We start from the raw sequence: 18,855 nt of genomic DNA on the forward strand, positions 1-18,855 counted from the left end.
ACGGCTCACTGTTTTTGAAAATAATCTCAGGCGCGTGCCTGAACGGTCACCCAGTAGCGCGTGAAACGTCGCACCTTGACCGGCAAACTCACCTCCAGCAGGTCGAGAATGCGCTCGCTGTCGTCCAGCGGGTAGCTGCCGGACAGCAGCAAATCTGCCACCTGCGGGTCGCAATTGAGCTGACCACGGCGATAACGGCCCAGCTCATTGAGGAAGTCTTCCAGGCGCATATGCGCAGCCACCAGCATGCCGTCGGCCCAGGCGCCACTGTTGGCGTCGGTGGGGCGCGGGGTGTCCCAGCCTTTGCGGGTGAAGTTGACCTGGCGCGAGGCGTCGACGGTCAGCGGCAGGCCGCTGTAGCTGTTGGGCATCACGTCCACATGGCCATCGAACACCGCCAACTGGGTATGGTCGTTGAACTGGCGCACGTTCAGTCGCGCGGCCTGGCTGCTGAGCAGGCCCTGGGCGGTGAGTACGTTTAACGGTGCGTTGCCCGCACGGGCGGTCAGCAGGATTTCGCCTTCGAGCAGGCGGATCAAGCGCTGTTGACCATCGAAATGCACATCCACCGCGCTGCCGGTGTTGAGCTGCAATTGGCTGCCATCCGCCAGTTGCACCTTGCGGCGCTGGCCGACGGGGCTGCGGTAGTCGGCGGTCAGCGGCGGCAAAATGTGCTGCTGGCGCAAACCCCAGGCGGCGGCGGACCCGGCGCCGAGGATCAATAGCAGTTTCAAGGCCTGGCGGCGGCTGCTGGAGGTCGGCGCGTTCAACGCCGCATGGGCCACTGGTGAAGGCATGCCGCGCAGCCGCTGGTTCACGCGCTGGATATGGTCCCACGCGCGCTGATGTTCGCTGTGGGCCGCCAGCCATTGCTGCCAGGCCGCTTGCTGGCGCGGGTTGAGTGCGCCTTGCTGCATTTCCATCAGCCAGTGCACGGCTTGCTCGGCGACTTGCGTGGAGAAGTTCATAAGGCGAAGTAGCAGCGCATGGCGGCTTTATTCAGGTGACGTTTGACGGTGGCGATGGAGATGTCCAGTTCCGCGCCGATTTGTGCATAGGTCAGGCCGTCGAGCTGGGCCAGCAGGAACGCGCGTTTGACCTGCACGGGCAGGCCGTCGAGCAACTGGTCCAGTTCCATCAGGGTTTGCAGGATGATCGCGCGTTCTTCCTCCGACGGCGCCAGGTGTTCGGGCATCTGCGCGAGTGCGTCGAGGTAGGCGCGTTCCAGGTCCTGGCGACGATAGAAGTTGAATAACACGCGCTTGGCGACGGTGGTGAGGAAGGCCCGCGGTTCGACCAGTGTCGGCGCTTCCCGCGCGGTCAGCACGCGGACGAACGTGTCCTGGGCCAGGTCGGCCGCGCTTTCCGGGCAGCCGAGCTTGCGTCGCAACCAGCCGGTGAGCCAGTGGTGATGGTCCTGATACAAGACTTCAACGGTGTTAAGCGGCTGCAAGGCGAACACTCCATAAGCATCGGCATGCTTTAGAGAACAAGAATTGTTCGCATTGTAGGGCGCCCGATACAGTTCGGCAATCGGCCAGGGCAGGTGATTCATCCGTTCTCTTTTGCTTATGAGAATATTTATCATTAATATTGCGCGCTGATGAACCTGGCGCCTCCCGCATGAAACGCACACCCTCACTTCCGGCCTCTTACCGCCTCGCCGTCACGTCCCGCGTGCTGGCGGCCGTGGTCGGCGGTTATCTAATGGCCTCCCTGGCCGCCGTCTGCCTGGCGCTGTGGATGCCCACCTCGCGCGCCGACGCCGTTATTACCGGGATGATGAGTTCGTTTGTGTTCTACCTGCTCGCCGTTATCTGGTGCTTCGCCTGCCGCACGGCATGGCGCGCCTGGTGTGGCGTCATGCTGCCCTGCGCAGTGTTTGCGACCCTGGCGGGCGTGGGTTTCTGGATGGTGCGCACATGAAAGAGGGCTTTCGCCAGGCGATGGCCTGGCTGCACACCTGGGCTGGGTTGATCTTTGGCTGGCTGCTGTTTGCGATTTTTCTGACGGGCACCCTGGCTTATTTCAAGGATGAAATTACCCATTGGATGCAGCCCGAAGTGCAGGCCCACCCTTTGGACGACGCGCGCAGCCTCAGCGTCGCCCAACTGTATTTGCAACAACAGGCGCCTGGCGCCGCACGTTGGTTTATCACCTTGCCGGACAGTCGCGACCCCGGCCTGTCGGTGATGTGGCAAGACAAAGTGGACCCCGGCAAACGCGGCAATTTCATTCGCAAAGTACTCGACCCGGTGACAGGGCAAGCGGTGCAGGCTCGCGAGAGCATGGGCGGCGATTTTTTCTACCGTTTCCACTTCCAGCTGCAAATGCCCTACCCGTGGGGGCGCTGGCTGTCGACGATCGCCGCGATGGTGATGTTCGTCGCACTGATCACCGGCATCATTACCCACAAGAAAATCTTCAAGGACTTCTTCACCTTTCGCCCGCGCAAGGGGCAGCGCTCCTGGCTCGACGGGCATAACGCAGTGGGTGTGCTGGTGCTGCCGTTTCACTTGATGATCACCTACAGCAGCCTGGTGATCTTCATGAACATGGTGATGCCCGCACCTATTGTTGCCGCGTATGGCGACGACAGCCGAGCGTTCTTCAATGAAGTGTTTCCCTCTACGGACAATGCCCCTGCGCTCGGTCAGCCCGGGCACTTGTTGCCACTGCTGCCGATGTACAACCAGGCGCGTGAACAATGGGCGGGCGGGCATGTCGGGCGGTTGGTGGTGAATAACCCGAGTGATGTGAACGCCTCGGTCAATGTGATTCGTGCCGGCGCCGATCGCGTGGTGCATGATTTTGGCAGCGCGGTGTCGTTCAGTGGCACCACCGGTGAGCTGCTGCGGGTCAGTGGCGAGCAGTCGCTGCCGGCAGCAATCGGCGGCAGTTTTTACGGCCTGCACATGGGCCATTTCGCCGGGCCGGTGCTGCGCTGGCTGTATTTTATCTGCGGCCTGGCGGGCACGGCGATGATCGGTACCGGTCTGGTGATCTGGCTCGGCAAGCGTCAACTCAAGCACGCAAAAACCGGCGTGATGCCGTTTGAGCTTCGGCTGGTGGAAGTGCTGAACATCGCCAGCATGTCCGGGCTGATGATCGCCGTCGCCGCGTTTTTCTGGGCCAATCGCCTGTTGCCGGTGAGCGTTGCCGAGCGTTCAGGTTGGGAGGTGCAGGTCTTCTTTATCGTGTGGGCCCTGAGTTTGCTGCATGCCGCGTTGCGTCGAGGGCGCCAGGCCTGGGTCGAGCAATTGAGTGTCGGCGCATTGTTGTTTATCGCGATCCCGTTGCTGAACGCGCTGACCACCTCGCAGCATCTGGGCGTGTCACTCGCCAAGGGCGACTGGGCCATGGCCGGTTTCGACCTGACGTGCTGCGTCAGCGGCGTGTTCCTGAGCTGGGCAGCCTGGAAGATGCAGCACCGCACTGCGCCGCAAACCAGGGCCGCCCGCGCGCAGGGCTTGACCCTCAAGCAGGAGGCTCGCTGATGCTCCTCGCGCTGCTGATGTGCTACGCCGGGTTTTGCGCACTGTGCCTGTCTACCGACCGTCATCATGGCGAGTTGCTGCACAGCAAACCCTCGCCGCGTCGGCGTTTGAGTTTACGGGTGGTGGGCTGGTTGTTGCTGACGCTGGCCATCTGGCCTGCCGTCGCCGCCGCGGGCTGGAGCCAGGGATTGGTGGAGTGGTGCGCTGTGCTGATGCTCAGCGCGCTGCTGTTGGTGTTGCTGTTGCCGTATCGGCCAAGGTTGGCCTTGATTTTGGCGGGCGTCGGCCTGGTCGCCAGCCCTGTTGCGGCCTTCGCCTTATCCTGAGCTTTTTATGATGATCAGCACCCCACCGGAATCCCAGGACCGCCCGCACGCTGATGCGGCCGGCGGGCGTGCGCATTTCCTGCAGGTGTTTTTGTCCCAGCGTTCGCAGATGGAGGCGCTGGTCAGCCGTCGCGTGGGTTGCCGTGCCACGGCGGCTGACCTGGTACAGGACCTGTTCCTGCGCTTTTGGCGGCGGCCGCTGGTGCAGGTCGAAGAGCTGAGCACCTACTTGCTGCGTTGCGCCGGCAACATCGCCATCGACCATTTGCGCAGCGAAGGCGCGCGGGTGCGCAGCAGCGAAGGCTGGTTGCCGGAGCAGCAAGACAACCAAAGCTCGGAACCACAGGCGGCGCTCGAAGCAGGCAATGATTTGAGGCATGTCGAGGCGGCCTTGCGCAGCTTGCCGGCGCGCACTCGGCAGATTTTCCTGCTCAACCGCATTCACGGGCGCAAGTACGCCGAAATCGCCAAGGCCATGGGCCTGTCCCAAAGCGCCGTGGAAAAACATATGATGCGTGCCCTCGAAGCCTGCAAAGCCAGCCTTCGCGAGCCATCGCCCCCACGCACGCCAGGGAAAGCATCGTGAACGTCACCCCAACCCCCGCCCAGGAACAGGCCGCACTCGGCTGGTTGAGCCTGCTGCACGACAGTCCCAGCAGTGGTGATCAGGCCAGGTTCAGCCATTGGCTACGGGCAGACCCTGCGCACGTCGAGGCTTATTCCCAGGCGCAGGTGTTGTGGGAATTGAGCGAAGTACCGGCGCGCACATTGGCGGATGAAGAGGCGTTGGCCTTGCAGGGTTACCTCAACGCGATGAACACCTCGAAGCGCTCGCGGAGGGGGCGTTGGTCCAGCGCTTTGGCCGTGGCGGCGTGCTTGCTGGTGATGGTGTCGATGGGCGCGGGTTGGCAACCGTCGCGATGGGTTGATGATTTTGGCGCCGATTACGTGACCGCGCCGGGCGAGATAAAAACTGTCACCCTGGCTGATCAATCCCACGTCACTCTGGATGCCGACAGCGCCATCGACGTGGATTTCAGCCGTGGCGAACGGCACATCCGCTTGCGTCGCGGCGCAGGCTTTTTCAGCGTGACCCACACCGGTCAGCCCTTCGTGGTGGAGGCGGGCAGCGGTGAAGCGCGCGTGCTGGGCACTCAGTTCGAGGTGCGCCTGCAACCGGCGGGTGCTCAAGTGACTGTGTTGTCTGGTCGGGTCGGCGTGACGCCGTCCGACATAGGCCAACAGCAAATTCTGACGGCAGGCCAGCAAGTGGCCTATGCCGAAGGCGTGGCCGACACCCTGCACCCGGTCGACAGCGAATCACGTTTGGCTTGGCGCGACGGCTGGCTCAATTACTACAAGGCGCCGCTGGCGGATGTGGTCAAGGATCTGGGTCGTTACTACCCTGGCCGAATCTTCGTGCTGAACGACGAGATGGGCGCCAAGCGCGTCAGTGGCAGCTTTCCGAGCAAAGACCCGCAGGCGGTGTTGAATGCCTTGCAAGCCGTGCTCGGTTTTGAACAGCACAGCGTGCTTGGCCGGGTGATTGTGTTGCGTTAGGAGTGCTGAATGTGGGAGCTGGCTTGCCTGCGATAGCATCACTGCGGTATGTCTGACACACAGAGGTGTCAGCATCGCAGGCAAGCCAGCTCCCACACAAGCCCGATTCCACAAGGTTTGGGTTACTTCAGGGCGGCCATGATCGCATCGGGGTTGTAGTCGCGGATCAACGTGCCGTTCACGTCCACAAACGGAATCCCGCCGCCGCCCAGCGCCTCATACGCCTTGCGCGCCTGGGCGTCCTTCTCGATATCCAGCGCCTGGTACGGAATACCTTTCTGGTCCAAAAAACGGCGGATCTGCTTGCAGTAGCCGCACCACTCGGTGGAGTAAAGCGTCACGCGCGCCGAAGCGCGCACCTGCTCTGAAACCACCTGCGAAGGGTTGAACAGCCGCTCGATCTTGCCCCAGTTCTGGAAAACCACCACGACCAGTAACACCAGCAGAACTTTCTTGAGGACGCCGCCGAGCATCAGTTACGGCGCTTGAGCTGGTCGGTCAGTTGAGTCGGCAGGCCCTTGATGATCAAGGTGCCGGCAGCTTCGTCGTACTCGATCTTGTCGCCCAGCAGGTGCGCTTCAAAGCTGATCGACAGGCCTTCGGCGCGGCCGGTGAAGCGGCGGAACTGGTTGAGGGTGCGTTTATCCGCCGGGATTTCAGGCGACAGGCCGTAGTCCTTGTTGCGGATATGGTCGTAGAACGCTTTTGGTCGATCTTCATCGATTAACCCCGAGAGTTCTTCCAGGCCCATCGGCTCGCCGAGCTTGGCCTGGCTGCTGGCGTAGTCCACCAGGGTTTTGGTTTTTTCGCGGGCGGATTCGTCCGGCAGGTCTTCGCTTTCCACGAAGTCGCTGAACGCCTTGAGCAGGGTGCGAGTTTCGCCCGGGCCGTCGACGCCTTCCTGGCAGCCGATAAAGTCGCGGAAGTATTCCGAGACCTTCTTGCCATTCTTGCCTTTGATAAACGAAATGTACTGCTTGGACTGCTTGTTGTTCTGCCACTCGGAGATATTGACCCGCGCGGCCAGGTGCAATTGGCCCAGGTCCAGGTGGCGCGATGGGGTCACGTCCAGCTCGTCGGTCACCGCCACGCCTTCGCTGTGGTGCAGCAGGGCGATGGCCAGGTAATCGGTCATGCCTTGCTGGTAGTGGGCAAACAGCACGTGGCCGCCGGTGGAGAGGTTGGATTCTTCCATCAGCTTCTGCAGATGTTCCACCGCAGTGCGGCTGAAGGTGGTGAAGTCCTGGCCGCCGTCGAAATACTCCTTCAACCAGCCGCTGAACGGGTGCGCGCCGGACTCGGCATGGAAGAAACCCCAGGCCTTGCCCTGTTTAGCGTTATAGCTCTCGTTGAGGTCGGCAAGCATGTTCTCGATGGCGGCGGATTCGGACAGCTCCGAGTCGCGGGCGTGGAGAACTGCAGGGGTGCCGTCGGGTTTTTTGTCGATCAGGTGGACGATGCAATGACGGATCGGCATAGGCTTCTCGGCTGGTTGAAGGGGAGCGGTTGGCCTCCCCGAAAAGTCGCCCAGTGTACCGCACCCGTTGGCCAAGACACGCCTGGAAGGGTGTTTTGGGCGACCTCCGACGGCCTATATGCCTTTTTTTCACGGTTTAGAGCGATAAAGCTGACCAAATGGCTAGGTAGAAGCGGATATTTCCCCGTCTCTGTGCTAGTTTTGCCCCGTCTTACGCCAAGTCTCGGCGTTAAGCGTGCATTCAGCATCTGTCAGGTCGAACCAATCCCCGATTCAAGTATCTATAACCCCGATCTCCGTGGTTATAGCCGGGGGTGCCAGGCCATGATGGTCGGGCTCGACGGCTGACACTGCACTCTGCAATCCATATGAATTTGATAGGGAAGGAACACCACAATGGCTATTACTAAAGACCAACTGATCGCTGACCTGGCTGAAGCAGTAGACGCACCGAAGACCACCGTGCGCGCTCTGCTGGACCAACTGAGCCAGATCGTTGCTGATCAGCTGGAAAACGGCGGCGAAATCACTCTGCCAGGCGTTGGCAAACTGAAAGTGACCGAGCGTCCTGCCCGTACTGGCCGTAACCCTTCGACTGGCGCTGCCATCGAAATCGCTGCCAAGAAAGTTATCAAGCTGGTTGTGGCCAAAGGCCTGACCGACGCTGTTAACAAGTAAGACGCAGCAAAAAAAACCGTGCCTCGGAGCGATCCGGGCACGGTTTTTTGTTGCCTGCGATTTGAACTGTGGCGAGGGAGCTTGCTGTGGCGAGGGAGCTTGCTCCCGTTCGACAGCGAAGCTGGAGCCGGCTTTTGGGGCCGCTACGCAGCCCAGCGGGAGCAAGCTCCCTCGCCACAAAAGCTCGCTCCAGATTAGTCGCGAACCCAGCGCTGGCGCCAGATCTGCTGTTCGTTCTTGGTCTGGAACGTCCAGGCGACAAAACGGCTTTGCTTCTGCCCCTGGGACATCTCCACCACCTGGCTTTCCAGCACGCCGGCTTTTTTCAGGGCTGTCTCAATCGCGGGCAGGTTCGACGCTTTTGACACCAGGGTGCTGAACCACAACACCTTGTGGGCAAAATGCGCGCTCTCGGCGATCAACTGCGTTACAAACCGCGCTTCGCCGCCTTCGCACCACAATTCGGCCGATTGGCCACCGAAGTTCAGCACCGGCAACTTGCGTTTCGGGTCTGCCCGGCCCAAGGCCCGCCACTTGCGCTCGCTGCCCTTGGTGGCTTCGTCCATGGACGCGTGGAACGGCGGGTTGCACATGGTCAGGTCAAAACGCTCACCCGGCTCCAGCAAGCTCAGCAAGATCTGCTTGGGGTTGGTTTGCTGGCGCAGTTGAATGACCTTGCTCAGGTCGTTGGACTGCACGATGGCCTTGGCGGCGGCCACGGCGATCGGGTCGACCTCCGAGCCGAGGAAGTTCCAGCGGTACTCCATATAGCCAATCAGCGGGTAGACGCAGTTGGCGCCCATGCCGATGTCCAGCACCTTGACGATCGAGCCACGCGGGATCTTGCCGTCGTTGGTACTGGCCAGCAGGTCGGCGAGGAAGTGTACGTAGTCCGCGCGCCCCGGCACTGGCGGGCACAGGTAGTCCGCCGGAATGTCCCAATGCTGGATGCCATAGAACGACTTGAGCAACGCCCGGTTGAATACCCGCACCGCATCGGGGCTGGCGAAGTCGATGCTTTCCTTGCCATAAGGGTTGATGATCACGAATTTCGCCAGTTCCGGCGTGGTCTTGATCAGCGCCGGGAAGTCGTAACGGCCCGTGTGACGGTTGCGCGGGTGCAGGGTAGCTTCCTTGCGCGGCACCACGGGCTTGGCCGGGGTGGCGGTTTTAGGCTTCTTGCGCGGAGGTTTTGGCGTGCTGGGGGCGGTCATGATGATTCTGGTGTTGGCTCAAAGTGGTGGGCATTGTCACACATCCTGAGCACAACTCGCTTAAATGTGGGAGCTGGCTGGTTGTGGCGAGGGAGCTTGCTCCCGCTGGAGTGCGCAGCGCTCCTGTTTTTTGGGGCCGCTGCGCAGCCCAGCGGGAGCAAGCTCCCTCGCCACAAAAGCCCAGCTCCCACATTGATCGGGTTTTCACGGCCAAAAAAAGAGACCCGAAGGTCTCTTTTCTACACAGATTGCAGCTTAGAGGCTGGAAATCCGCGCATGTTGCTCCGCCAGCTTGCCCAGGGCCTGTTCGGCCTCGGCCAGTTTGGCGCGTTCCTTGTCGATCACTTCAGCCGGCGCCTTGTCGACGAAGGCGGCGTTGGACAACTTGCCGCCCACGCGCTGCACTTCGCCTTGCAGGCGGGCAATTTCCTTGTCGAGGCGGGCCAGTTCAGCGCCCTTGTCGATCAGGCCAGCCATCGGCACCAGCACTTCCATTTCGCCCACCAGCGCGGTCGCCGACAGCGGCGCATCTGCGCCAGCGGCCAGCACGGTGATGGACTCCAGCTTCGCCAGCTTCTTGAGCAGCGCATCGTTCTCGGTGAGACGACGCTGATCTTCGGCGCTGGCGTTCTTCACGAACACCGCCAACGGCTTGCCTGGCCCGATGTTCATCTCGGCACGGATGTTACGTGTGCCCATCATCAGGGTTTTGAGCCATTCGATATCGCTTTCGGCGGCCTCATCAATGCGCGTTTCGTTGGCCACTGGCCAAGGTTGCAGCATGATGGTCTTGCCTTCGATACCGGCCAGCGGCGCCAGGCGCTGCCAGATTTCTTCCGTGATGAACGGCATGAACGGATGCGCCAGGCGCAACGCCACTTCCAATACGCGCACCAGCGTGCGACGGGTGCCGCGCTGGCGTTCGATCGGCGAGTTTTCGTCCCACAGCACAGGCTTGGACAGTTCCAGGTACCAGTCGCAGTACTGGTTCCAGATGAACTCGTACAAGGCTTGTGCGGCCAGGTCGAAACGGAACTGGTCGAGTTGGCGGGTCACTTCAGCTTCAGTGCGCTGCAGCTGCGAGATGATCCAGCGGTCAGCCAGGCTCAGCTCGTAGGCTTCGCCGTTCTGGCCGCAGTCTTCGCCTTTGTCGAGCACGTAGCGCGCGGCGTTCCAGATTTTGTTGCAGAAGTTGCGATAGCCTTCGACGCGGCCCATGTCGAACTTGATGTCGCGACCGGTAGATGCCAGCGAACAGAAGGTGAAACGCAGGGCGTCGGTGCCGTAGCTGGCGATGCCGTCGGCGAACTCGTCGCGGGTCTGCTTCTCGATCTTCTTGGCCAGTTTCGGCTGCATCAGGCCCGAGGTGCGTTTCTGCACCAGGGTTTCCAGGTCGATGCCGTCGATAATGTCCAGCGGGTCCAGGACGTTGCCTTTGGACTTGGACATCTTCTGGCCCTGGCCATCGCGCACCAGGCCGTGCACGTACACGGTCTTGAACGGCACTTGCGGCGTGCCGTCTTCGTTCTTCACCAAGTGCATGGTGAGCATGATCATCCGGGCAACCCAGAAGAAAATGATGTCGAAGCCGGTCACCAGCACGTCGGTGGAGTGGAATTTCTTCAGGAATTCGGTCTGTTGCGGCCAGCCGAGTGTGGAGAATGTCCACAGGCCCGAGCTGAACCAGGTGTCCAGTACGTCGTTGTCCTGTTGCAGCGCCACGTCCGGGCCGAGGTTGTGCTTGGCACGCACTTCGGCTTCGTCGCGGCCTACGTAGACCTTGCCCGACTCGTCGTACCAGGCCGGAATGCGGTGGCCCCACCACAGTTGACGGCTGATGCACCAGTCCTGGATGTCACGCATCCACGAGAAGTACATGTTTTCGTACTGTTTTGGCACGAACGCGATGCGGCCATCTTCCACGGCGGCAATCGCAGGCTCGGCCAGCGGCTTGGTGGACACGTACCATTGGTCGGTCAGCCAAGGCTCGATGATGGTGCCGGAACGGTCGCCCTTCGGCACTTTCAGGCCGTGATCGTCAACGCTCACCAACAAACCGGCAGCGTCGAAGGCGGCAACGATCTGCTTGCGCGCTTCAAAACGGTCGAGGCCGGCGAACTCAGCCGGGATCTTGCCGTCGATGCTCTCGTTCAGCGTGCCATCCAGGTTAAACACCTGGCAGGCTGGCAGCACGGCGGCGTTTTTGTCGAAGATGTTCAGCAGCGGCAGGTTGTGACGTTTGCCGACTTCATAGTCGTTGAAATCGTGAGCCGGGGTGATTTTCACGCAGCCGGTGCCGAATTCAGGGTCGCAGTAGTCGTCCGCGATAATCGGGATGCGACGGCCGACCAAAGGCAGTTCGACGAATTTGCCGATCAATGCCTTGTAGCGCTCGTCTTCCGGGTTTACGGCCACGGCGGCGTCGCCGAGCATGGTTTCCGGACGGGTGGTGGCGACGATCAGGTAGTCGTTGCCTTCAGCGGTCTTGGCGCCGTCGGCCAGCGGGTACTTGAGGTTCCACAGGAAGCCTTTCTCGTCGTGGTTTTCCACTTCAAGGTCGGAAATCGCCGTGTGCAGTTTGGTGTCCCAATTGACCAGGCGCTTGCCGCGGTAGATCAAGCCGTCTTCGTGCAGGCGCACAAACGCTTCTTTTACGGCTTCGGACAGGCCGTCGTCCATGGTGAAGCGCTCGCGGCTCCAGTCGACGGACGAACCCAGGCGACGGATCTGACGGCTGATATTGCCGCCGGACTGGTCTTTCCATTCCCAGATCTTTTCCAGGAATTTTTCGCGACCGAGGTCGTGCCGGTTCTGGCCGGTGGCTTCCAGCTGGCGTTCCACCAGCATCTGGGTGGCGATACCGGCGTGGTCGGTGCCCGGTTGCCACAGGGTGTTGCGGCCCTGCATGCGGCGGAAACGGATCAACGCATCCATGATTGCATTGTTGAAGCCATGGCCCATGTGCAGGCTGCCAGTGACGTTCGGTGGCGGAATCATGATGGTGTAGGCATCGCCCGCGCCTTGCGGGGCGAAATAATTCTCGGATTCCCAGGTCTGGTACCAGGAAGTTTCGATAGCGTGCGGCTGGTAGGTCTTATCCATGCGCGGCGGGACCCTAGTTGGCATTTATTCAGGAAAGCCGACAAGTATAACGGGGGATAAGGCGCAGGGCGAGTTGAAGACGGGCTAAGGCTGACGCAAAACGATGTGGGAGCTGGCTTGCCTGCGATGGCGGTTTTCAAGTCAGCATCTTCTGCAACTGGTACACCGCTATCGCAGGCAAGCCAGCTCCCACAGGGGATTTTGGCAAGGCTCAGGATTGGTACTGGCTAAGCAACCGCTCCATCCGCGCATCCATTCGCCGTTTGATCTCGGCCTCGATATGCGGGGCAAAATCGTCGATCACGTCTTGCATGATCAATTGAGCAGCGGCGCGCAGTTCGTTGTCCAGGTGCAGCAGCAAAGCGTCAGGCGCTTTTTCAGCCGCGACGGGCGCGGGTTCTACAGCGGGTGCGGCAGGCACCGGCGCAGCAGGCTTGCCACCGACCATGTCGAACAACAGCGGAATCTGGACCTCGCCGTCGACGGCGTCGGTCAGCAGCGGCGCTTGTACATCATCATCACCGAGCAACTGGCGGATCGACTCCAGGTCGTCCAGCAGGTGGTCGTCTTTTTTTAGAGGGTTGGGCGTGTCCATCGTGTACTCAAAGTCGTTGAAGCCGGTGATCTTGCAGAGGATAGCCCTGTTCGCGGTAGAAACGGAAACTCTCCCGCGCGGCCTGACGAATAGCCGGGTCTTCCACCACCACTTCCGCCACGCGGGCAAAGGCCTTGGCAAAAACCGGTACTTTCAGGTCGAGGTTGACCAGCAGGTCAGTGTGATCGCCGCAACTGTCGCCCAAACCCAGTACTACCAGGCCTTCGGGTTCCACTTCCGCCGGGCCGTGCGGCACGAAACTTTCGCCCTTGAAGCGCCAGAGGCGGGCGTCCAGCTCATCGCGTTGGGCGGCATCGCTGCAATGCAGGTAGATGCGGTGGCCCATGCGCCAGGCTTTTTCGGTGAGTTTGCAGGCAAAGTCCAGGCGCGCGAGCGGGTCGGCGCTGGGCAAGATATAGAAGTCGACTTGGGTCATTGCGGTTCCTGAGACCGGGGCGGCGAGAGGGCCACCCCGGCGTCATCAGTTTCAGGCTTTGGCGCGGTCCAGCAGGTACTGGGTCAGCAGGGGAACCGGGCGGCCGGTTGCGCCCTTGTCCTTGCCGCCGCTGGTCCAGGCCGTGCCGGCGATGTCCAGGTGCGCCCAGTTGAAGTTTTTGGCGAAACGCGACAGGAAGCAGGCCGCGGTAATGGTGCCGGCTTTCGGGCCACCGATGTTGGCGATGTCGGCGAACGGGCTGTCCAGTTGTTCTTGGTACTCGTCGAACAGCGGCAGTTGCCAGGCGCGGTCGTCAGCGGCCTTGCCGGCGCTGAGCAGTTGCTCGATCAGCTCATCGTTGTTACCCAGCAGACCCGACGTGTGGGCGCCCAGGGCAACCACGCAGGCACCGGTCAGGGTGGCGATGTCGATCACGGCTTGCGGCTTGAAGCGCTCGGCGTAGGTCAGGGCATCGCACAGCACCAGACGGCCTTCGGCGTCAGTGTTGAGGATTTCAACGGTCTGGCCGCTGAGGGTGGTGACGATGTCGCCCGGACGGGTCGCGCCGCCACTTGGCATGTTCTCGGCGCAAGCCAGGATGCACACCAGGTTGATCGGCAGCTTGAGTTCCAGCACGGCACGCAGGGTACCGAACACGCTGGCGGCGCCGCCCATGTCGTACTTCATCTCGTCCATGCCCAGGCCCGGCTTGAGGCTGATGCCGCCGGTGTCGAAAGTGATGCCTTTGCCGACCAGGGCGTAAGGCTTCTCGGACTTCTTGCCGCCGTTGTATTGCATCACGATCAGGCGGGGTGGCTGGTCGCTGCCCTGGCCCACGGCATAGAACGAGCCCATGCCCAGTTCCTTGATCTTTTTCTCGTCCAGCACTTCGACTTTCAGACCCTTGAACTCTTTGCCCAATGCCTTGGCTTGTTCGCCCAGGTACGTCGGGTGGCAGATGTTCGGCGGCAGGTTGCCCAGGTCACGGGTGAACGACATGCCGTTGGCGATGGCCGTTGCGTGCGTCACGGCGCGTTCGACTTCAGCCTGTGCTGCCTTGATGGTCAGCAGGGTGATTTTCTTCAGGGCGCGGGGTTCGGCCTTGGTGCTCTTGAACTGGTCGAAGATGTAGCCGCCGTCTACCAGGCTTTCAGCCAGCAGGCGGGTCTTGCCGTAGCTGTCACGGCCTTTTACAACGACTTCATCCAACGCCAGTGCCGCATCGGCGCCGCCCAGGCCTTTCAGGGTGTTGAGGATGCCGCTGATGATCTTGCGGAACGGGCGGTCGCCGAGTTCGGCGTCCTTGCCCACGCCCACCAGCAATACGCGGTCGGCTTTGAGGTTCGGCAGGCTTTGCAGGAGCAGGCTCTGGCCGACTTTACCGGACAGGTCGCCGCGTTTGAGGATCGCGCTGATGGCGCCACCGCTCAGTTCATCCAGTTGCCTGGCGGCGACGCCGAGCTTGCGGCCTTCGCCGACAGCGACCACGAGGGTGGCGGTTTTCAACGTTTCCGGGCTAACGCTTTTTACAACCAATTCCATTTTCGGGTCCCTTATAAAGGTCTGTGAGCCAGGAGTCTGTACTCCGGCTTTGAAGCCAGGGCAGCTCTGTAAACCGCCCGCGACAAAGGCCGCAGTTTGAACCTCGCAAGCAAAGCCTGACAACCCTTGCCGCATGCTTTGTGCATGCGCATGAGCAAGCACCGTGACAGGCGCGGTCAATCACAGGATAATGCGCCATCTTTTTAGCCGACCCGTGTAAACGGGTCGACTCGGTATGCTTGCTTGTTTGGCCGCCCTAGCCTGACAACCCTGGAGTGTCTGGTTTGATTGTCTTCCGTTATCTGTCCCGCGAAGTCCTGTTGACCCTGAGTGCCGTGAGTGCGGTATTGCTGGTCATCACCATGAGTGGTCGTTTCGTCAAATTCCTTGCCCAGGCCGCCTCGGGCGCCCTGGATCCGGGCTCGCTGTTCCTGATCATGGGCTTTCGTCTGCCGGGTTTCCTGCAGTTGATCCTGCCACTTGGCCTGTTTCTCGGCATTTTGCTGGCTTATGGCCGGTTGTACCTTGAAAGTGAAATGACCGTGCTCTCCGCCACCGGCATGAGCCAACAGCGTCTGCTGGCCATGACCATGGTGCCGGCCGCTGGCGTTGCCCTGTTGGTCGCCTGGTTGAGCATGAGCCTGGCGCCCCAGGGCGCGATGCAATTCCAGTTGCTGCTGAACAAGCAGGACGCGATGACGGAGTTCGACACCCTGGAGCCGGGGCGCTTTCAGGCGCTCAACGACGGCACCCGGGTGACCTACACCGAAACCATGACCGATGATCGCTCCGACCTGGGCGGTGTGTTCATTTCCCAGAAGAATCTGGGCCAGAACCAGAAAGATCGCGGCATTTCGATTCTGGTGGCCAACAGCGGGCGCCAGGAAGTTCGCCCTGACGGCAGCCGTTATCTGGTCCTGGAAAATGGCTACCGTTACGACGGCAGCCCCGGGCTCGCGGACTACCGGGCGATCAAGTACGACACTTATGGCGTAATGCTCGCCAAACCCGAGATCAGCGAAGAAGTCACTGACCGCGATGCGCTCCCGACCGCATCGCTGTTCGGCAGCCAGGAACTGCGCTCCATCGCCGAGCTGCAATGGCGTATTTCCCTGCCGCTGCTGGTGTTCATCGTGACCTTGATGGCGGTGCCGCTGTCGCGTGTGAACCCGCGTCAGGGCCGTTTCCTCAAGCTGTTGCCCGCGATCCTGCTGTACATGGCCTACCTGACCATTCTGATTTCCGCTCGCGGCTCCCTCGAGAAAGGCAAGATATCGCCGGTTCTGGGCCTGTGGTGGGTGCATGGCATCTTCCTGACGATCGGCCTGGGGCTGCTCTACTGGGAACCCATACGTTTGAAAATGAAGAGCCGTCGTGGCCAGAAGGAGTTGGCTCGTGGCTAAGCTCGATCGCTACATTGGTAGCAGCGTACTGATCGCCATTTTGGCGGTATTGGGCATCATCCTTGGCCTGGCCTCGTTGTTCGCCTTCATCGATGAAGTGGGCAACGTCACCGACACCTACACCGTCACTGACGTACTGAGTTTTGTCGCGCTGACCGCGCCGCGTCGCCTCTACGACATGATGCCAATGGCCGCGCTGATCGGTTGCCTGATCGGTTTGGGCAGCCTGGCAAGCAGCAGCGAACTGACCATTATGCGGGCGGCGGGGGTTTCCATCGGCCGTATTGTCTGGGCGGTCATGAAGCCCATGTTGTTGCTGATGGCCTGCAGCGTGCTGATCGGCGAATACGTAGCGCCACCGTCCGAAGCCACTGCCCAGGCCAATCGTGCCCTGGCGCAGGGCTCAGGCGATGCTCAAAGCGCCAAACACGGCCTGTGGCACCGCCAGGGGGATGAATTCATCCACATCAACGCCGTGCAGCCAGGCGGCCTGTTGATCGGCGTGACGCGCTACACGTTCGACAAAGAGCGCCACATGTTGACCTCCAGCTTCGCCAAGCGCGCGCAGTACAGCGCCGAGAAATGGGCGCTGAGCGATGTCACCACGACCTATTTCCGCAATGTCGGGCAGGGCACCAAGGCCTATACCGAAGTGATCAACGTGCCGACCGAGGCATGGGACATCGCGCTGAAGCCGGAACTGCTCAATACCGTGGTCATGATCCCGGAAAGCCTGCCGATCTCCGGGTTGTGGAGCTATATCCACTACCTCAAGGATCAGGGCCTGAACAACGGCCGTTACTGGCTGGCATTTTGGGTCAAGGTGTTGCAGCCGGTGGTCACCGCTGCGCTGGTGTTGATGGCGATTTCGTTCATCTTCGGCCCGCTGCGCTCCGTGACCCTGGGGCAGCGTGTGTTTACCGGCGTGCTGGTGGGCTTTACCTTCCGTATCGCCCAGGACCTGCTCGGGCCATCGAGCCTGGTGTTTGGGTTCTCGCCGCTGTTTGCGGTGCTGGTACCGACCGCGATCTGCGCCGTAGCCGGGTTCTGGCTGTTGCGCCGAGCCGGTTGAGCCCGCGCTTATGATCAAAAAATGCCCCGTTCGAGAGATCGGGGCATTTTTGTTCTGGTCAGCAAAGATGACGTCCGGCCTGAGCATCAGGTACAATTCCCGGCTATTTTTCAGCGGGCAATCTGCCTGCAGCCTTTTTGAGTGTTGATCCGTGAGTGATTTGAGTCATATCCGCAATTTCTCCATCATCGCCCACATTGACCATGGTAAGTCGACGCTGGCCGATCGATTCATCCAGATGTGCGGCGGCCTTGCCGAGCGTGAAATGGAAGCCCAGGTCCTGGATTCCATGGACCTCGAACGCGAGCGCGGGATCACCATCAAGGCCCACAGCGTTACCCTGTACTACACCGCGAAAGACGGTATCAAGTACCAACTGAACTTCATTGACACCCCCGGCCACGTTGACTTCACCTACGAAGTCAGCCGCTCGCTGGCCGCCTGTGAAGGCGCGCTGCTGGTAGTGGATGCCGGCCAGGGCGTTGAAGCCCAGTCCGTCGCCAACTGCTACACCGCGATCGAGCAGGGCCTTGAGGTCATGCCGGTATTGAACAAGATCGACCTGCCACAGGCTGATCCTGACCGCGTCAAAGAAGAAATCGAAAAAATCATCGGCATTGACGCCACCGACGCCGTCGAGTGCAGCGCCAAGACCGGCCTGGGCGTCGACGAAGTGCTCGAGCGCCTGGTCAAGACCATCCCTGCACCCACCGGCAACTACGAAGATCCGCTGCAAGCGTTGATCATCGACTCCTGGTTCGACAACTACCTGGGCGTTGTTTCCCTGGTCCGCGTGCGCCATGGCCGTGTGAAGAAGGGCGACAAGATCCTGGTCAAATCCACCGGCAAGATCCACCTGGTGGACAGCGTCGGTGTATTCAACCCGAAACACACGGCAACCGTTGATCTGAAAGCCGGTGAAGTAGGCTTCATCATTGCCGGTATCAAGGACATTCACGGTGCACCGGTCGGTGACACCCTGACCTTGAGCTCCACCCCTGACGTTGACGTGCTGCCGGGCTTCAAACGCATCCAGCCGCAGGTCTACGCCGGCCTGTTTCCGGTCAGCTCCGACGACTTCGAAGATTTCCGCGAAGCCCTGCAAAAGCTGACCCTGAACGACTCGTCGTTGCAGTACACCCCGGAAAGCTCCGACGCCCTGGGCTTCGGCTTCCGTTGCGGCTTCCTCGGCATGCTGCACATGGAGATCATCCAGGAGCGCCTCGAGCGCGAATACGACCTGGACCTGATCACCACCGCGCCAACGGTTATTTTTGAACTGTTGCTGAAAACCGGTGAAACGATTTACGTCGACAACCCGTCCAAGCTTCCGGATCTGTCCTCCATCGAAGACATGCGCGAGCCGATCGTGCGGGCCAATATCCTGGTTCCGCAAGAGCACTTGGGCAACGTGATTACCCTGTGTATCGAAAAACGTGGCGTGCAGCACGACATGTTGTTCCTCGGTACCCAGGTGCAAGTGACCTACGATTTGCCGATGAACGAAGTGGTCCTGGACTTCTTCGACCGTCTCAAGTCCACCAGTCGCGGCTATGCTTCGCTGGATTACCATTTCGATCGTTACCAATCGGCTAATCTGGTGAAACTGGATGTGCTGATCAACGGCGACAAGGTAGATGCACTCGCACTGATCGTGCACAAGGACAACGCGCACTACAAAGGTCGGCAGTTGACCGAAAAGATGAAAGAACTGATTCCGCGCCAGATGTTCGACGTCGCGATCCAGGCCGCCATTGGCGGGCAGATCATTGCACGGACCTCCGTCAAGGCACTCAGAAAGAACGTACTGGCCAAATGCTACGGCGGTGACGTAAGCCGTAAGCGCAAGCTGCTTGAGAAGCAAAAGGCCGGTAAAAAACGCATGAAGCAAGTGGGCAACGTGGAAATTCCACAAGAAGCCTTCCTTGCGGTGCTCAGGTTGGATAGTTAGGT

18 protein-coding genes are annotated in these 18,855 nt (G+C 60.7%); 9 read left to right on the forward strand and 9 right to left on the reverse strand.

All coding sequences use genetic code 11. The features are described from left to right. Positions 1-26: 26 nt before the first annotated feature. Both BFW87_RS16870 and BFW87_RS16875 read right to left on the reverse strand, forming a co-directional pair. The gene (locus BFW87_RS16870; protein ID WP_078740891.1) at positions 27-968 is read right to left on the reverse strand and encodes a FecR domain-containing protein; all 942 of its coding nucleotides are present in this window, start codon (positions 966-968) and stop codon (positions 27-29) included. After that, positions 965-1,453, reverse strand: a complete 489-nt coding sequence (locus BFW87_RS16875) for a sigma-70 family RNA polymerase sigma factor (RefSeq protein ID WP_078740945.1) — start codon at positions 1,451-1,453, stop codon at positions 965-967. The genes BFW87_RS16870 and BFW87_RS16875 overlap by 4 nt, the downstream gene beginning before the upstream one ends. A 170-nt stretch (positions 1,454-1,623) precedes the next feature. On the opposite strand from BFW87_RS16875, the gene BFW87_RS16880 reads away from it, so the two are divergent. The 5 genes from BFW87_RS16880 to BFW87_RS16900 are packed head-to-tail and all read left to right on the forward strand — an operon-like array spanning position 1,624 to position 5,383. Next, positions 1,624-1,926, forward strand: a complete 303-nt coding sequence (locus BFW87_RS16880) for a DUF3649 domain-containing protein (RefSeq protein ID WP_078740892.1) — start codon at positions 1,624-1,626, stop codon at positions 1,924-1,926. Beyond that, the gene (locus BFW87_RS16885) at positions 1,923-3,497 is read left to right on the forward strand and encodes a PepSY-associated TM helix domain-containing protein (RefSeq protein WP_078740893.1); all 1,575 of its coding nucleotides are present in this window, start codon (positions 1,923-1,925) and stop codon (positions 3,495-3,497) included. Before BFW87_RS16880 ends, BFW87_RS16885 begins: the two co-directional genes overlap by 4 nt. Continuing rightward, complete coding sequence (locus BFW87_RS16890; RefSeq protein WP_078740894.1) at positions 3,497-3,823, forward strand: DUF3325 domain-containing protein; 327 nt, start codon at positions 3,497-3,499, stop codon at positions 3,821-3,823. Before BFW87_RS16885 ends, BFW87_RS16890 begins: the two co-directional genes overlap by 1 nt. A 7-nt stretch (positions 3,824-3,830) precedes the next feature. Next, a complete protein-coding gene (locus BFW87_RS16895; RefSeq protein WP_078740895.1) occupies positions 3,831-4,409 on the forward strand; it encodes an RNA polymerase sigma factor in 579 nt (192 codons plus the stop codon). Further along, the gene (locus tag BFW87_RS16900) at positions 4,406-5,383 is read left to right on the forward strand and encodes a FecR family protein (RefSeq protein WP_078740896.1); all 978 of its coding nucleotides are present in this window, start codon (positions 4,406-4,408) and stop codon (positions 5,381-5,383) included. Before BFW87_RS16895 ends, BFW87_RS16900 begins: the two co-directional genes overlap by 4 nt. Positions 5,384-5,505: 122 nt before the next feature. On the opposite strand, the gene BFW87_RS16905 is transcribed toward BFW87_RS16900, so the two are convergent. Continuing rightward, the gene (locus BFW87_RS16905) at positions 5,506-5,856 is read right to left on the reverse strand and encodes a glutaredoxin family protein (protein ID WP_078740897.1); all 351 of its coding nucleotides are present in this window, start codon (positions 5,854-5,856) and stop codon (positions 5,506-5,508) included. Beyond that, positions 5,856-6,860, reverse strand: coding sequence for a nucleoid-associated protein YejK (gene yejK, locus BFW87_RS16910; RefSeq protein ID WP_071486125.1), 1,005 nt, complete (start codon positions 6,858-6,860; stop codon positions 5,856-5,858). The genes BFW87_RS16905 and yejK overlap by 1 nt, the downstream gene beginning before the upstream one ends. 396 nt (positions 6,861-7,256) lie before the next feature. Here yejK and BFW87_RS16915 point away from each other — a divergent pair, with 396 nt between their 5' ends. Beyond that, positions 7,257-7,538, forward strand: coding sequence for an HU family DNA-binding protein (locus BFW87_RS16915; RefSeq protein WP_003212743.1), 282 nt, complete (start codon positions 7,257-7,259; stop codon positions 7,536-7,538). Positions 7,539-7,732: 194 nt separating this feature from the next. Here BFW87_RS16915 and rlmF read toward each other — a convergent pair whose 3' ends face one another. The 5 genes from rlmF to BFW87_RS16945 all read right to left on the reverse strand — a co-directional run bounded on the left by rlmF (position 7,733) and on the right by BFW87_RS16945 (position 14,427). Further along, a complete protein-coding gene (gene rlmF / locus BFW87_RS16920) occupies positions 7,733-8,752 on the reverse strand; it encodes a 23S rRNA (adenine(1618)-N(6))-methyltransferase RlmF (protein ID WP_078740898.1) in 1,020 nt (339 codons plus the stop codon). Positions 8,753-9,007: 255 nt separating this feature from the next. Beyond that, positions 9,008-11,854 carry a valine--tRNA ligase gene (locus BFW87_RS16930; protein ID WP_078740900.1) on the reverse strand — a complete coding sequence of 949 codons (2,847 nt, stop codon included), beginning with the start codon at positions 11,852-11,854 and terminating at the stop codon, positions 9,008-9,010. A 211-nt stretch (positions 11,855-12,065) separates the two neighbouring features. Next, positions 12,066-12,449 (reverse strand): DNA polymerase III subunit chi, encoded by a 384-nt coding sequence (locus tag BFW87_RS16935; RefSeq protein WP_078740901.1) that lies wholly within the window; start codon positions 12,447-12,449, stop codon positions 12,066-12,068. A gap of 7 nt (positions 12,450-12,456) precedes the next feature. After that, positions 12,457-12,885 carry a DNA polymerase III subunit chi gene (locus tag BFW87_RS16940; protein ID WP_078740902.1) on the reverse strand — a complete coding sequence of 143 codons (429 nt, stop codon included), beginning with the start codon at positions 12,883-12,885 and terminating at the stop codon, positions 12,457-12,459. A gap of 51 nt (positions 12,886-12,936) precedes the next feature. Continuing rightward, complete coding sequence (locus tag BFW87_RS16945) at positions 12,937-14,427, reverse strand: leucyl aminopeptidase (RefSeq protein WP_078740903.1); 1,491 nt, start codon at positions 14,425-14,427, stop codon at positions 12,937-12,939. A 284-nt stretch (positions 14,428-14,711) separates the two neighbouring features. Here BFW87_RS16945 and lptF point away from each other — a divergent pair, with 284 nt between their 5' ends. The 3 genes from lptF to lepA all read left to right on the forward strand — a co-directional run bounded on the left by lptF (position 14,712) and on the right by lepA (position 18,853). Continuing rightward, positions 14,712-15,830 (forward strand): LPS export ABC transporter permease LptF, encoded by a 1,119-nt coding sequence (gene lptF / locus BFW87_RS16950; RefSeq protein ID WP_078740904.1) that lies wholly within the window; start codon positions 14,712-14,714, stop codon positions 15,828-15,830. After that, positions 15,823-16,902 carry an LPS export ABC transporter permease LptG gene (lptG, locus tag BFW87_RS16955; RefSeq protein ID WP_078740905.1) on the forward strand — a complete coding sequence of 360 codons (1,080 nt, stop codon included), beginning with the start codon at positions 15,823-15,825 and terminating at the stop codon, positions 16,900-16,902. Before lptF ends, lptG begins: the two co-directional genes overlap by 8 nt. Positions 16,903-17,053: 151 nt before the next feature. After that, on the forward strand, positions 17,054-18,853 hold the full coding sequence (gene lepA / locus BFW87_RS16960) for a translation elongation factor 4 (RefSeq protein ID WP_049709830.1): 1,800 nt from the start codon (positions 17,054-17,056) through the stop codon (positions 18,851-18,853). Positions 18,854-18,855: the final 2 nt, after the last annotated feature.

Source organism: Pseudomonas fluorescens (genome assembly GCF_002022275.1).
Classification (GTDB): domain Bacteria; phylum Pseudomonadota; class Gammaproteobacteria; order Pseudomonadales; family Pseudomonadaceae; genus Aquipseudomonas; species Aquipseudomonas fluorescens_AJ.